At 59.4% G+C, this 15,402-nt stretch carries 12 protein-coding genes; all 12 read left to right on the plus strand.

Annotation, left to right across the window (positions count from 1 at the left end; all coding sequences use genetic code 11):
* The first annotated feature begins 270 nt into the window (after positions 1–270).
* The 12 genes from D5269_RS05625 to D5269_RS05680 all read left to right on the plus strand — a co-directional run bounded on the left by D5269_RS05625 (position 271) and on the right by D5269_RS05680 (position 15,050).
* Positions 271–621: a helix-turn-helix transcriptional regulator gene (locus tag D5269_RS05625; RefSeq protein WP_120484021.1), complete on the plus strand. Its 351-nt coding sequence runs from the start codon at positions 271–273 to the stop codon at positions 619–621.
* A gap of 147 nt (positions 622–768) precedes the next feature.
* Positions 769–1,290 carry a GNAT family N-acetyltransferase gene (locus D5269_RS05630; protein WP_120484022.1) on the plus strand — a complete coding sequence of 174 codons (522 nt, stop codon included), beginning with the start codon at positions 769–771 and terminating at the stop codon, positions 1,288–1,290.
* Complete coding sequence (locus tag D5269_RS05635) at positions 1,287–2,165, plus strand: patatin family protein (RefSeq protein WP_120484023.1); 879 nt, start codon at positions 1,287–1,289, stop codon at positions 2,163–2,165. The genes D5269_RS05630 and D5269_RS05635 overlap by 4 nt, the downstream gene beginning before the upstream one ends.
* A 297-nt stretch (positions 2,166–2,462) precedes the next feature.
* Positions 2,463–3,809 carry an RNA polymerase factor sigma-54 gene (rpoN, locus tag D5269_RS05640; RefSeq protein WP_120484024.1) on the plus strand — a complete coding sequence of 449 codons (1,347 nt, stop codon included), beginning with the start codon at positions 2,463–2,465 and terminating at the stop codon, positions 3,807–3,809.
* A 173-nt stretch (positions 3,810–3,982) separates the two neighbouring features.
* Positions 3,983–5,428 (plus strand): carbon starvation CstA family protein, encoded by a 1,446-nt coding sequence (locus D5269_RS05645; protein ID WP_016316928.1) that lies wholly within the window; start codon positions 3,983–3,985, stop codon positions 5,426–5,428.
* A 310-nt stretch (positions 5,429–5,738) separates the two neighbouring features.
* Complete coding sequence (locus D5269_RS05650; protein ID WP_120484026.1) at positions 5,739–7,829, plus strand: ATP-dependent helicase; 2,091 nt, start codon at positions 5,739–5,741, stop codon at positions 7,827–7,829.
* 2 nt (positions 7,830–7,831) lie between these two features.
* Positions 7,832–8,296, plus strand: a complete 465-nt coding sequence (locus D5269_RS05655) for a hypothetical protein (protein ID WP_120484027.1) — start codon at positions 7,832–7,834, stop codon at positions 8,294–8,296.
* Positions 8,297–8,674: 378 nt separating this feature from the next.
* Entirely contained in the window at positions 8,675–9,799 is a 1,125-nt protein-coding gene (locus D5269_RS05660) for an exonuclease SbcCD subunit D (RefSeq protein ID WP_016316925.1), read from the plus strand.
* The gene (locus D5269_RS05665) at positions 9,796–12,831 is read left to right on the plus strand and encodes an SMC family ATPase (RefSeq protein WP_120484029.1); all 3,036 of its coding nucleotides are present in this window, start codon (positions 9,796–9,798) and stop codon (positions 12,829–12,831) included. Before D5269_RS05660 ends, D5269_RS05665 begins: the two co-directional genes overlap by 4 nt.
* A 139-nt stretch (positions 12,832–12,970) precedes the next feature.
* Positions 12,971–13,339 carry a CidA/LrgA family protein gene (locus D5269_RS05670; protein ID WP_016316923.1) on the plus strand — a complete coding sequence of 123 codons (369 nt, stop codon included), beginning with the start codon at positions 12,971–12,973 and terminating at the stop codon, positions 13,337–13,339.
* Positions 13,332–14,012 (plus strand): LrgB family protein, encoded by a 681-nt coding sequence (locus tag D5269_RS05675; RefSeq protein ID WP_120484030.1) that lies wholly within the window; start codon positions 13,332–13,334, stop codon positions 14,010–14,012. The genes D5269_RS05670 and D5269_RS05675 overlap by 8 nt, the downstream gene beginning before the upstream one ends.
* A gap of 183 nt (positions 14,013–14,195) precedes the next feature.
* Entirely contained in the window at positions 14,196–15,050 is an 855-nt protein-coding gene (locus tag D5269_RS05680; protein WP_016316921.1) for a YitT family protein, read from the plus strand.
* The last annotated feature ends 352 nt before the right edge of the window (positions 15,051–15,402 follow it).

The raw sequence follows: 15,402 nt of genomic DNA on the forward strand, positions 1-15,402 counted from the left end.
CCTCTAAATATGATTTTTCTGAAGTCTCCGTCCCGCCCGGAAGTGGGGTGGGGACGATACAGTTTCCGCCATATTTTTATAGTTAAAAACGGCGGTGTGAAGGTAACAGGGCGCGGTATATAGTGCTTTGGAACCCGCTGGATATCCAGTTACACTAGAATCATATAAATTAACTACATAATCATAGCATTAATTGAAGATATTGTCAATCTTGAATTTCTTGACTAACTACATTTATTTTGTTATGCTGGACAGGAAAGAGGTGATACCATGAATCTGTCCGACCGGATCAGACGGATCATTCAGGAAAACGGCCTGAAACAAAAGGAGTTCGCCCAAAGCATCCATGTGACCGAAAGCTACATTTCTAAGCTGCTGCGGGATGAAAGCGGGGTCTCGCGGTCTACCGCGTCACTCATTGAGGAAAAGTACGGCTATCGCGCTGAATGGATTTTGGATGGGGCCGAACCTCGGAAGGTCCACGCCGAAGAAAAGGACCTCGCCCCCATCCAGCGCAGGCTCATTGCCGATATTGAGCAGATGGATGAATCCGAACTGGTTGCGGTGCGGGCGTTTATCAGCTCGCTTGGAGAGTATAAAAAAACGCTCGGCATCGGCTGATATATGCCCTCAGCTCCCTGCTGGGGGCATTTTTTGCAGCTGCTGTTTGATCGGGTTTACACAGGCTGAATGCAAAATCGACAGTTTTAATAGTATTTTCTGCCGGCGGGGCGTTGACCGCAATGCTGCCAGCGTGGTAAGATAAAAATGTTTGCTGGGAAGAGTGCTTTTTTACAAGGAGGGATAACCCTGATCGAAATTTATGAGGAGACTGGTGATCGCTGGGTACACCGGGAACTGCTCCTGCTGGCGGATCCAGACGAGGGGATGGTAAACCGCTATCTGGCACAGGGGTTCCAGCTGGTCGCGCGGGTGGATGGACAGATCGCCGGTGAGGTGGTCATGGTCCCCGCAGAAAATGGTTGGGAGCTGAAAAACCTTGCGGTTTTGCCCGCATTTCAGAAAGCCGGAGTTGGCCGCGCATTGGTGGAAGCGGCGGTCGCGCGGGTGCCGGAGGGGGTTGTCTGGGTCGGCACCGGCAACTCCAGCCTGTGGGTGCTCCGGTTTTATGAACGGTGTGGGTTCCGGCGGAGCCATGTGCTGAAAAATTTTTTTGTGGAAAACTATCCCCAACCAATCTTCGAAGACGGTGTCCCGTGTACAGATATGATCTATCTGCGGCTTGAGAAGGGCGGGAAGGGTTTAAAAACAGGGGGAATGTTTGAATGAAAACCGGGCTGGTGCTCGAAGGGGGCGGGATGCGCGGCATTTATACCAACGGCGTGCTCGACTGCCTGATGGATAACGGGTTTTATTCCGACTATGTGATCGGGGTGTCGGCGGGTGCGTGCGGCGGGGTTTCGTATGTGTCGGGACAACGCGGACGCAGTAAGCGGATCAACCTCGGCTATCTCGATGATAAACGGTATCTGGGGCTGGAAAGCCTGAGGAAAACCGGCTCAATGTTCGGGATGGATTTCCTGTTCGAGGAAATCCCCAACCGGCTTGACCCGTTTGATTATGCGGCATTCCTCGCATCCCCGATTGCATTTGTCGCGGGCGTTACCGATGTGGAGACCGGGAAACCCGCCTATTTCGGCAAGGAGGCCATGAACGGCACAAGCGTTGTCCTGCGGGCTTCTTCGGCCATACCGGTCTTTTCACCCGCGGTAGAGATCAACGGGCGGCGGTATCTCGATGGCGGTACCTCTGATCCGATTCCGGTGAAAAAGGCGCTGGAGGATGGATGCGACCGGCTGGTTGTCGTATTGACCCGGGACCGCTCCTACCAGAAGCAGCCCGAGAAGCTGCGGGCGGCCTACCGCCGGGTGTTTCGGGATGCCCCTAAAATGATCGAAGCACTCGACCGGCGGCATGAAATCTACAACGAGACACTCGATTTTCTGCGCGGGCTGGAGCGCAGAGGGATTGCGCAGGTCATCGCACCCGGGCGTCCGGTACAGGTTGGGCGGTTCGAGCGGGACCCTCTCAGGCTCAATGCCCTTTATAAAACCGGAATGCTGGATGCACAAAAGTTTCTTTCCCGCATCGGATGGGAGCGGCCCACGGCCAGCCCGGTTCCGCAGGCAGCAGGAGAAAACTGATGCTGGGAATCTCTTCTGTATTCAAGATTCGTCCGATTTTTCCGCGGGAAACAGCCTTAGCGGGGCAGCTCCTTTTCAGGTCAGATGCGGGGATTACAGAATAGAATCCTGCGTTTGGGAGATTTTGTCGAATATGGACAGGTCGTGCTTGTCTTCTGCCCGGAATTCTGCTATAATCAAATCATCAGGAGACCGTTTTCCGGAACCTCCCAAAGGGAGGGAGTCAGGAAGATTGAAACAGGATAGGCCGGTTTGGCCGGCTGGTGATAGAAGCGGAAACGAACGGGAGGTGGCGGTATGGAACTTGGCCTGAAAATAACGCAAAATCAGGTGCTGGCGCCGCAGATGGAACAATCGGTGCGTATCTTGCAGATGGACAGCGCACAGCTTAGCGAGTATCTCAAGGAGGTCATGCTGGAAAACCCGGTGGCCGAACTGGAACCGCCTCGTGCGCCCGAAAAGAAAAAGGATCTCGCGCTGCGGAAGCTCGAATGGCTCGAGAGCCAGACAGTGCGGGAAAAAGAGAATGTCGGTTATTACGATGAGGAGGAAGCGGATTCCCCCATCGAAAAAACGGTCGCAGCCCCTACCGACCGAAGCCTCGCCGACCATCTGCTCACCCAGATCGGGATGGCCCGGGCAGAGCCGGCAGTCGCGGCGTCCGCGCGGTTCGTGGTGGGATTTGTGGATGAGAACGGTTATCTGACAGCCGATCTGGAGGAGATTGCACAGGAGGGAAACCTTTCTGCGGAGCAGGCGGAAAAGGGGCTTTCCCTGGTGCAGAACCTCGACCCGTCGGGGGTGGGGGCGCGTGACCTGACCGAATGCCTGCTGCTGCAGCTCGACCCCGAGGACAGGCTGGCCCGGCAGATTGCGCAGGAATTTTTGCAGGAGATCGCGAAAAAGAACTATCCGGGGCTTGCCCGGCAGCTCGGCGTCCCGGAGGAGGAAGCGGAGCAGGCGGTGCGCCGCATCCGCAAGCTCAACCCCAAGCCCGGCGCGCTCTATGGGCGGCACACGCCTCCTGCCTATATCACGCCGGATGTGGTGGTTACCAACTTTGGGGACCGGTATAATGTCATGCTCTGCGAGTTCGGGTATCCCGAAATCCGTCTCAGCCCCAGCTATCTGAAGATGGCCAGGGAGACCGATGACCCGGAGGTTTCCTCCTATATCAACAACAAGGTCAGCCAGATCAACTGGGTGATCAAATGCATCGAAAACCGGAACAAGACGCTGCTGGGGGTTTCCAAGGCGATCGTAAAGCGGCAGGAGCGTTTTTTCCGCTATGGGCCGCAGTATCTCAATATCCTGCGGATGCGGGAGATCGCAGAGATGGTCGGTATGCATGAATCGACAGTCAGCCGCGCGGTGCGGGACAAGTATCTCCAATGCGCACACGGGGTTTATCCTTTGCGGTATTTCTTTGTAAAGGGGATAGAGGGGGACGGCGGAGAAGGCGCGAGTTCCCACGAGGTCAAGGCGAGAATACGGCAGATTATCGAACAGGAGGACTCCCAGAAGCCGCTCAGTGACCAGAAAATAGCGGATCAGCTTTCCGAGGAGGGGATGTCGATTTCCCGCCGGACGGTCACCAAATACCGGGAGGGGCTGGGAATTCCACGGTCCGGGGACCGAAAGTAAAAAATCCAACAACCATCGGGCGGGATGTCCGATGGTTTTTATTTTAGATGCATAATATAGAAAAAATTTATGTCCAATTTTTCGGAAAAGACTTGCATTTTTCGTCATATTTTGTTAATATAATTTTAATAAAAGTGGGGGATTCCCCCAAGAGTAAGAGGAGGCGTTCTGGTATGATTACATTTTTGATCTGTGTTGTCCTGCTCATCGTCGGCTACATGACCTACGGCAAGTTTGTTGATAAGGTCTTTGCGCCGGATGACCGGCCAACCCCCGCGATTGCTTTGGAGGATGGCGTGGACTATGTTCCCATGGACAACAAAAAGATTTTTCTGATCCAGCTTTTGAATATCGCCGGATTGGGCCCGATCACCGGTGCGCTCCAGGGGGCGCTGTGGGGGCCGGTCGTCTATTTCTGGATCGTTTTGGGTACCATTCTGGCTGGCGGTGTCCACGATTATATGACTGGTATGCTCTCGATGCGGAATTCGGGCGGCTCGATCTCGGAGATCGTAGGCCGGTACCTGGGTACCGGCATGAAGCAGGTTATGCGCGTCTTTTCGACATTCCTGCTACTGATGGTCGGAACTGTTTTTGCGGTCGGCCCGTCCTCGCTGCTTGCGATGCTGACGCCCTCGACCCTTAACAAAAATTTCTGGCTGATCGTCATTCTGCTTTACTACTTCCTGGCAACCCTGCTCCCGATCGACAAGCTCATCGGAAAGGTCTACCCCTTCTTCGGCGTCTGCCTGATTATCATGGCGGTTGGCGTTGGCGCGGGCCTCATCATCAAGGGATATCCTCTTCCTGAGGTCTGGAGCAACATGAACAACCAGCATCCAAGCGGGACCCCCATCTGGCCGTTCATGTTTATCACGGTTGCCTGCGGCGCAATCTCCGGCTTCCATGCCACACAGTCGCCGCTGATGGCGCGCTGCCTCAAGAGCGAGCGTACTGGCCGTCAGACCTTCTACGGCGCAATGGTCGCCGAAGGGATCATCGCGATGGTGTGGGCGTCTGCGGGTGTCTGCTTCTACGAGACGACAGGCGGGCTTGCAGCGGTTCTCACCGATCCGAACATCGGGCCGAATGGTGCGGTCTATCAGATCTGCATGACTATCCTCGGGCCGGTCGGCGGTGTGCTCGCGATGATCGGCGTTATTGCCTGCCCGATCTCTTCCGGGGATACCGCATTCCGCAGCGCACGTCTGACCATCGCCGACTGGATCAAGCTCGATCAGGGTGATGTGAAAAAACGGCTTGGGTTGACCGTACCGGTTCTGGCATTTGGCGCGATCGTCGGCGGCTTTGTCGATTACACGATCGTATGGCGGTATTTCTCCTGGTCGAACCAGACCCTCGCAATGATGGCGCTCTGGGCGGCTTCGGTTTACCTCTGGACCGAGAAAAAGAACTACCTGATCTGTGCGATCCCCGCAACCTTTATGTCGGCGGTGAGCGCAACCTATTTCCTTGCCGCGCCCGAGTGCCTTGGCCTGATGAAGGCGGGTATGCTCCCGCTTGCCTATGGAATCGGTGCGTTGATTGCGGCAGTCTTTCTCGCTATCTTCCTCAAAACCACCGTATTCAGCAAAAAAGTCGGTGCGGCCCCGGCGTAACCGGCTCCCCCATCCGCCCGCTGTCCTTGGACAGCGGGCTTTTTTGCTGGCAGGGGAATGGCTGCCGGAGCGGGGAATCCACGCTTGCGTTTTTATGCTGGCCTGCGAGCCTGCGCATGGCAGTCCGGCGGACATAAAAAATCGGGTAAAATCTTGCATACCAGTCTCATTCCTGGCATCTATTTATGCATATTTTCTTAAATGATGACCATTTATTTAGACAGTATTTACAACTCTGCCTCCTCAAAAAAGAACATACTTTTGTTTTTGAGGGATTTGTGCTAAGATAAAGGGAGCGGAGGTGCGCGCAATGGAGTTTATCGAGCGGCTGAAAACGGAATACGGGATTGAGCTGAATCCCCAGCAACAGCGGGCGGCAGAGACGGTGGATGGAGCGGTCCTGCTGCTGGCGGTGCCGGGCAGCGGCAAAACCACTGTGCTGATCGCGCGGCTGGCAAACATGCTGCAAAACCATGGGATCAAGCCCCACAAGATTTTGACCATCACCTTTTCACGGCGGTCGGCAGCGGATATGCAGGAGCGGTATGCCCGGTATTTCGGGGCGGAAGGCGCGCCGAGGTTTTCGACCATTCACAGTTTCTGCTATGGGGTGGTCAAACATATCTCGACCCAATACCACCGCCCGCTTCCCCGGATGCTTCCTGACCCGTCAGATACAGTGCGGCGGCTCTACTGTGAGCTGGAGGGAGCGCGGTTCCTCGAGCGGGACCGGCTTGATGATCTGGTCAACCGGATCGGGTTTTGTAAAAACCGGTTGGCGGATGATCGGCAGATCGAAGGGATTGAGGTCGAGGGATGCGATTTCCCGCGCCTCTATCATGCCTATGAATCCTATAAAAAGGAAAACCATCTGATGGACTATGACGACATGCTGGTGTTCACCTATGACATGTTCCGGAAGAACCCGTCGTTTCTGGCGCAGTACCACGCGGTTTACAGCCATATCAACGTGGACGAGGCACAGGACACTTCTCTGGTGCAGCACAGGATTATTCAGCAGCTCGCCCAGAAGAGCGGGAACCTCTTTCTGGTGGGAGACGAGGACCAGAGCATCTATGGGTTCCGGGGCGCGTTCCCGGATGCCCTGCTGCGGTTCGAGGAGGACCATCCTGGTGCGCTTGTGCTCAAGATGGAGCGGAACTACCGCTCGACCGGCGAGATCGTCAAAGCGGCCAACCGCCTGATCCGGCAGAACACCGCCCGGATCGACAAGCAGATGACCGCCGGGGAGGAATCCGGCGTCCCGGTGCGGGTGGAGCCGGTCAGGCTGCCGTCCGAGCAGTACCCCAAGCTGACCGAATGGCTGGCAGGCGGGACGGGCAGTGCCGCAGTCCTCTACCGGTACAACGAAAGTGCGATCCCGCTGGTGGACGCGCTTTCGGCCGCAGGGATCAAATTCTGCCTGAAGGACACCCGGGAAGCCTTTTTCCAGACTGTACATGTCCGGGATATGACCGCGTTTTTAAAGCTCGCAGTGGACCCCACCGACTTCGACAGCTTCGCGCAGATCTACAACAAGACCTGCGCCTACTTTAACCGCTCGGTGCTGGATTTTGTCTCCCGTACCCATCCACAAGGCGCGGATGTGTTTGAAACCCTCAAACGGTGCCCGGCTGCGGAGCCGGGAAAAACGGCCTCTCTGCGCAGCCAGCTCGAACGCCTCCGGGGGCTTCCGCCGGTTACCGCGCTCAACCTGCTCGGGGAACTGACCACCCGCTCCTATTTTGAGTCGGACACCGCGTTCCAGCGGCTGACCCTGCTCAAGAGCATCGCTGCCCGTCAAAAAACGGTGGAGGAGCTGCTCAACCGGCTGGAGGAATTGCAGGGGATCGTGCGGGAAACCCCAGGGTCAGGGGAGGCGGTGACCCTCTCCACCATCCATTCAAGCAAGGGGCTGGAATATGACCGCGTCCTGCTGGTCGACCTCATTGACGGGCAGTTCCCTTCTAAAGCGGCAGTCGAGCGGCTGGAACAGAAGGAGGACCGGACTGCCTACGAGGAAGAGGTGCGGCTCTGCTATGTGGCGGCGACTCGTGCCCGGCGGGAACTCTGCCTGCTGGGGTTTGAGGAGGGGAACCGCACCTGCCGTCCATCTCGGTTTGTGCGCCTGCTGACCGCTGATCCCAAACCAAAACCGCAGCCAGATAGAGCCGGGAATCCGGCGCTGGAGACAGTGCGCCAGGAGATACAGGGCTATTATCCGGTCACCCGGCCGGAGGAACTTGAGGTCGGGACGGTGGTGCTGCACGAGGTGTTTGGGTCCGGGAGGGTGATCCGCATGGATGGCGGTATGATCTCCTGGTTCGACGGGGTGGTGACCAAGCGTTTTTCGGTGCAGGCGTGCATCAAAAAAGGGAACCTTTTCCTGAAGGAGCAATGAAGATGGGGCGGATCAAACAGCGGTACGCGCGGCTCAAAATCCTGGACCGGCTTTTTCTGGCGGGATACGGGGTGGCCCTGTGCGCCGGGATTGCGGCCTGCGTTTCGGCGGGCCTGCGGATGCCCGGCCTGCGGGTCCCGGCAGGGATGGTCCTGCTGCTCCTTTCGGCCAGTCTCACCACCCTCTGGACCCTGGGCCGGTTCGCATTCAGGGCGGCGGTCGCGGTGCTCGTTATCGGGTTGGCGGTCAGCGGCGGGCTGCTCGGTGGGATGGGGCTGCTGATCGGATTCCTGCGGATCGCCGGAATCCCGTTTGAGCAGCTCCGGTTCGGTCCTGCGGTGCTCTTTTTCGGGCTGGATGCAGCCTGTCTGGTCGTTTTCCTGCTCCGCCGGGACTGCTTTGGGGACCCTGCGCCCGAAAAGGAGGAGGAACCCTCCCCGGAGTGGGAGCTGCCGGAAGATTTTTAATCAGCCCTCTTTTTTCACCGGCTACAATCTGTTATAATCGAGATACCTGAAAAGAACCATGGTGCGTCCGATTTTTCGATCCGGGTGCTTTCGGGATTTGCTTTGTATGTAAGAAACCCGTATTCACAACCATTTGACACCGGTCTGAGCGGGTCTTTTGCCGGCCTGCCGCGTTGGAAAATCTTGCAATACACAAAGGATTGTCTGCGTTTTTTCGCCTCGCAGGGCAGCAAAATTCCTTGCCCATCCGGCACCCTCTGATTATGAATACAGGTTCTGAACATTTGCCTGAAACCGAACGGGCTGCCCACCCTGGCTCCGGCCCTTTGCGTCGGGGGCTGCGCTGCCCTGGTTAAGGCAAGGAAAGTGACGGTAAAAATGAAGATTCTGCATACTTCAGACTGGCATCTGGGCATCTCTCTGCATGGTGTGTCCCTGTTGGAGGACCAGCGGGAGATGGTTGCCTGTCTGCTGGAATCGGTGCGTGCCGAGCAGGTGGATGCGGTGGTGATCGCGGGGGATATCTTTGACCATGCGGTAGCCCGTCCCGATGCGATCGACCTGTACAACGATGCCATGACCGCCCTCTGCCGGGACTGCAGCCTCCCGGTACTGCTGATCCCGGGCAACCACGACGGTGCTGCGAGGCTTTCGGCGTGCAGTGCGCTCCTGCAGGATGCAGGACTGCATATCGCTGGACGGTTGGAGCAGGCGTTTGAGCCGGTGGTGCTGGGGGATGCGGCATTTTTTTTGCTGCCTTATTTCAACATTGAGCAGGTGCGGCAGCTCTTCCCGGAGGAGACGGTCCGCAGCTATTCCGATGCGATGGCCGTGGTCGTCCGGCAGATGCGGGAGCGGTTTGTTCCCGGACGGCGGCAGATCCTGGTGGCGCACTGCTTCGCTGCCGGTTCCCAGCTCTCGGAAAGCGACCGCACCGCGCTGGTCGGCGGGAGCAGCCAGATCGCGTGCGAGGCGTTTGATGGGTTCGATTATGTTGCGCTCGGGCATCTGCACCGCGCACAGGAACCGGGCGGCAGCCTGCGGTACAGCGGCTCTCCTTGGTGCTACTCCTTTTCCGAAGCGGGGCAGGGCAAATCCTTCACCCTGTTGGAGACCGAAACCCTCGTCCGGCGGGAACTTCCGGTGCATACCAGCCGGATGCTGCGGGTTTGCAAGGGGGAGCTTGCGTCACTGCAATTTGCGTGCGGGTTTGACCCGCACCGGGAGGATTATCTCAAGATCGAACTGACCGACGCACCCGCCGGCCTGGAGACGCTTGAATATTTCCGGGAACGGTACCCCAATCTGCTCCTGTTGACCGGGGTCAGCCCGCAGCCCGATACGGGAGCCGACAGTTTGACGGTCGAACAGCTTTCGGAGCTTGGCCCGGAGGAGCTTTTGCAGCATTTCTGCGTGGAGGTTGGCGGGGAACCGCTCACAGAGGAACAGCTCGGGTGGTTCCGGGAGGCGGCCGAACAGGCGGATAAGGAGGCGGTGCAATGATCCCGGTGCGGTTGGAACTGGAAGGCTTTGGGCCGTATGTCGAGCGGCAGGAGATCGACTTTACCCGTTTCTTCGCAGCCGGCCTGGTGCTGATCCGCGGGGAAACTGGTGCGGGAAAGACTGTCCTGCTCGATGCGATGACCTATGCGCTCTACGGGCGGAGCAGCGGCGGGACCCGGGGCGATTTCGCCGACCTGCGCAGCCTGCTGATGCCGCCCGATGCCCCGACCCGGGTGACTTTTGAGTTCGATGTGCGGGGCAGGCGGTACCGGTTCGCCCGGTGGCTCCGGGTGCGCAAAAAACGGACCGGCGCCTATGAATACCTGCCCGCGCAGGATGCATTTTTCCTCAGCCCAAACGGGACCTTCACCACCTTCTTTGAAAATCCGCGCCAGCGGGATGTCGAAGAGAAGGCCCGTGAACTGATCGGCCTGAACTGCGAACAGTTCTGTCAGGTGATGATCCTGCCGCAGGGGCAGTTTGAGCGGCTGCTGGTCGCCAAGAGTGAGGAGAAAGAGGCGGTGCTGGTCAGCCTGTTCCATGCGGAGCGGTGGCAGCGGATCGCAGAACAGGTCTGTATGCGGGCAAACGGGCTGCGTCAGAGGCTGGATCAGGAAAAGGCGGCGGTTCAGGCCCTGCTCGACGGGCAGGGCTGTGCGGATGCGGACACACTGTCGGACAAACGGAAGCAGACCTGTGAACAGCTCGCGGAACAGGCCGCCCGGCGGCAGGCGGCATCCGATACCCTCGATCTGAAACGGCGGGTGTTCGAGGAGGAAACCCGTATTTTTGGCCTGTTTGAAGAGCGGCGCACTGTACAGGGGGAGCGGGAGCGTTTGGAGAACCGCGCTCCCCTGATGCGGGAAAAACAGGAGCGGATCAGCGCGGCGCGGCGTGCGGTACAGGCGGAAGGGGCCTGCGCGCATGCAGCGGCAGCAGCAGCCGAACTGGAACGCCGTCAGGCTGCTGTACAGCAGGCGGAAAAGCAGCTTGCGAAAACACGGCAGGCGCTGCTGACGGCAGCCGGTGCACTCGAAGCCTGTGAGCGGGAGGAGCCGTTCCATGCGGCGGATCAGGCGCGTCTTGCGCGCCTGGAAACCCTGCGGGAGAGTTACCGTCTGCTTGGGGAAGCGGCGCACACGAAGGAGCAGTCGGACGCCCTCTGGGCACGCGCGGTCAGATCCGCGGACGGTGCACGCGCACATCTGGAAGCATGCAGGAGCCGGAAAGAAAGGTTGGAAGCCGAGCGAATACGTATTTTCGAAGGGTACAGCGCCCGTCTGCCCGCCCTGCGGGAGGAGCTGGCACAGCTCGAACGGATTGCACAGGCGCAGGAACGGTTCGGACAGGCGGCTGCAAAAGCGGAAGCCTGCCAGGTACAGTATGCGGCGCTGTTGGCCGGACGCGCAGCCAAACAGGCGGCGCGCGAGGAGGCAAGAGGCAGGCGGGAAGAGTTGGGGCGCCGGTACCTGCAAAATGCGGCGGCGGCGCTGGCGGCGTCCCTCTCGGAAGGAATGCCATGTCCGGTCTGCGGCGGGACCCACCATCCATCCCTGGCGACTGCGGCGGGGGATGCGGTCAGCGATGCCCGGATCGCTGCGGCGGATCGTGCGGTCGCACAGGCGGAGCGGGCATATGATCTTCATGAGGCCGAACTGACAAAGGCAGAAGCCGGGATGCAGGCAGCCCGGGAACTGGCGGAATCGCTGCGGGCGGAATGTGGGCCAATCCCCGCGCAGCTCGCCGGACAGCTTGAAGCGGTCAGGCGGTCGGTGCGGGAGGCACAGGAGCAGGATGCACACGCGGCAGAAATCGCGGCGGAGCTGGAACAGGCGGTATCCGCGCTCGAGCAGGCACAGGACCTGGCAGTGCAGGAGGCGTCTGCACTCGAGCAGACGGTATGCGGGCGTCAGAAGGCGCACGCGCGGTACGAAGCGCTTGCTGTCCAACTGGATCCGGAACTGCCCGACTATGCCGCATTGGAGGCCGCCCTGAAAGCGGTCAGGGAGCGGTGCGCCGCTTATGAGGCGGGTTTGAAACGGGCGCGGGCGGACGAAAGCGCTGCCCGGCTTGCAGAAGGGGCAGCCCGGACAGCGGCAGAACACACCATGGCAGAGCTGGAGCGGTGCCGCGCGGCATATGCGCAGGCGCAGGAGGGGATGCGGCAAGCGCTCGATTGCGCCGGATTCCGGACCCCGGAGGAGGTCGCTGCGGCAGTTCTGCCGCCCGAAACGGTCTCGGCATGGGAACAGGAGGTCGTGGAAAACCGCGCCCGACTGGAGGCGGCTTCCCGGCAGATGGATGTGCTGGATGGACAGCTTGCGGGCCGGAGCCTCCCGGATCTGGCCAGGTCGGGACAGGAGATTGCTGCGCTCGAGAAGCAAAAGGCCGAGTTGGACGCCCAGTGGGGCGCGCTCCGGGAAATGTGCGAGCGGCTGAAGCAGCTCGAACGGGACTGCCGCGCCCGGCAGCAGGCACTCGATGCCCGGCGGGCCGAGTGCGACCGGCTGACCGCGTTCGGCAAACTGCTGCGCGGGGACAACGGGGTCAGCCTGCGGCGGTATCTGCTCGGGGTGATGCTCTCGTCGATCACCGCCGAAGCCAACCGGCTGCTCAAAAATGTGCATGGCGGGCGGTACCAGCTGTTCCGCACCGCGGAAGGGTTGGGGCGCTCCCGCAAGGCTGGGCTGGATCTCGAGGTATTCGACGCACATGCGGGCGGGCGCCGGGGGGTGTCCAGCCTTTCGGGCGGGGAGAAGTTCCTCGTTTCGCTCGCGCTTGCGCTCGGGCTTTCGGCGGTGGTGCAGGCGCAGTCGGGCGGCATCCGGATGGACGCCATGTTCATCGACGAGGGGTTCGGCTCGCTCGACCCCAGGTCGATTGCGGATGCGCTCGATGTGCTCGCGTCGGTGCGCGGCTCCCGGCGGCTGGTCGGGATTATCTCCCATGTTGAGGCATTGCGGGAGAGTATCGAAGCGTCGGTGGAGGTGGTCAAAGGCCGGACGGGAAGCCGCCTGAAGCTCCATAGTTAAAGGCAGTGCAGGCGTGGCGGCAACGGCGTCCTCGCGAGCGCGTTTTACAGGTGAAAAACCCCTTCCCAAAGGCATACAGCCGCGTTAAAGGACTGTTTTTTCACGCATGAATCTATAAAGAAGAAGGTCAGACAACACTATGAAAATCATCACACAAATCGGCGTCCTGTTTGGCGTCTGCCTCGGTGGGGTCGGTATTTCCGCGATCCTGCCGTTCCCTTTCCCAGCAAGCGTTTCGGCGATGCTCCTGCTGTTTGCACTCCTGCTTTGCAGGGTGGTAAAGCCTGGGCAGATCGACGAGATCGCCGGATTCTTGACCAAAAATATGGCGATCCTCTTTCTGCCGGCTGCGGTGGGCATCATTGAGAGCCTCGACATTCTGCGGGACAGCGGTATCCAGATTCTAATAATCTGTCTGGTAAGCACCCTGCTGACCTTTGGTGTGACCGCGACGGTCGTTTCCCTGCTGATGCGGCTTGCCGACAGAAAGGAGCGTCAGGATGGTTAATCAGCTTGTATCCAGCCCGCTGTTCGGGATCGTGCTGTGTGTGGTGACCTTCTGGGTCGGTACACGGGTCAACCAGTGGCTGCGCACCCCGGTCGCAAACCCGCTGCTTGTCGCGATCCTGCTTTGTTCGGTGGTTCTGCTGGCCTTCCGCATCCCGCTCGAACAGTTTAACATTGGCGGCGAAATCATCAATATGCTGGTCGGCCCTGCGACCGCGGCTCTCGCCCTCTCGATCTACCACCAGAGAAAGGTGCTGGGCAAGTATTTCCTGCCGATCGTGGTGGGGAGTTTTGCGGGAGCGGCTACCTCGTTGGCAAGTGTTGCGCTGCTCTGCCGTTTGTTCCGCCTTGATGAGGTGATCCTCTCCTCGCTCCTGCCCAAGTCGGTTACCACCGCGATCGCCCTCGAAATTTCGGCAGGGCGGGGTGGCATCGGGTCGGTCACCATCCTGGCAGTGCTGATTACAGGGGTGTCCGGGGCAGTGTTTGCCCCGCTTATGATCCGGCTGTTCCGGGTCAAAAATCCGGTGGCGCAGGGGGTCGCAATCGGGACATGCAGCCATGCGGTCGGCACCAGCAAGGCGATCGAGCTGGGCGAGCTTCAGGGCGCGATGAGTGGAATCGCGATCGGGGTTGCGGGCTTGATGACCGTCCTGATTACCCTGCTGTTCTGACCCGTTCAGTGGAGCGGTGCCCCGCCCCGGAAGACTGCTTTGCGGGAGCGCTGCCGCTGCGCGCATATGGCACCGGGGTGCTGTCCCCCGCTCTGCCGCCAAAGCGGCGTGTAGGCCAACCGGTTTTTGCGCCGGGACGGAGTTTTTTAGGTACTTACAGCCTGTCTTGAAAGGAGCGTTCCCATGAACCAGACGGTTCAAACCGAAGTTAAGCGTTATCTCTTCATGGTGGTGGGGTGTTTTTCCTACGCCCTGGCCTTCAACCTGTTTTTGATCCCGAACAATGTTGTCACCGGCGGCGTCACAGGCCTTTCCACACTGGTCAACATTCTGTGCGGCGGGGCGGTGGGGGTCGGTATCATCAGCATTGCGTTCAACCTGCCGATCCTCCTGCTTGGCCTGCGCTCGCAGGGGCTGACCTTTATCCTGCGGTGTTTTCTGACCATCGCGGTGCTGGGACTGTTCCTCGACGGGATGAATGGCCTGCCGGTGATTACCGATGACCCTCTGATGGCCTCGATCTACGGCGGCATTGCGCAGGGAATCGGGATCGGGCTGTTCTGCCGGTACAACGTCTCCTCGGGCGGCACAGAGCTGCTTGCGCGGGTATTGATGCCGCTGTTTCCGGGCATCTCGCTGGCAAACCTGCTCGCAGTGCTCGACGGTGCAATCGTCCTGATCGGCAGTCTGGTGCTCGGCAATCCCGAAAACGTCCTGCGTGCGCTGATCGTGATCTATCTTTCCTCCAAGGTGAGCGACCTGATTATCACCGGCCTGGACTACGCCAAGATGGTCCATATCATTACCGAGAAGCCGGAGGAGGTCGCGGACGCGCTGCTCAAAAGCTCGCCCCGCGGTGTGACCGAGATCAGCGGCCGCGGGATGTATACCCGTTCGCGCAAAAATGTGCTGATGACGGTCGTGAAAAAACAGCAGCTTCTCCAGCTGCGGCGGGTGGTCAGCGAGGCCGACCCGACCGCGTTTATCATCGTTTCGGATACGACTGAGGTGCTTGGGAAAGGGTGGAAACAGCTGTAAGAGCCCGAATTTACAACCATTCGCCACCGTCTGAGCAGGCCCTTTGCTTGGGGCAAAGGGCGCTTTTTACCTATTCTTTATCCAAAAGTTTCGTCCACCTTTTCAAAGGTGGCGGGGTCGAGGGGCAGTGAGGCAACGGAAGTTTGGGTTCCAGCCCAAACTTCCGGGGCGCAAGCGCCCTGCTTCGGGGGACTTCTCGGGCCTACGGTCCGAAGCGCGGCATACGCCGCGACGCCCCCTCAGTTTGCCTTACGGGCGAGGGGTCGGTGCCCCCTCCCCGTAGGCCCCACCCCGATGGGGCAAAGTGCGCTTTTTACCTGTTTTTTATCCAAAAGTTTCGTCCACCTTTTCA

The sequence above is a fragment of the Anaerotruncus sp. 1XD42-93 genome (genome assembly GCF_009917605.1).
Taxonomy (GTDB): Bacteria; Bacillota; Clostridia; order Oscillospirales; family Ruminococcaceae; genus Anaerotruncus.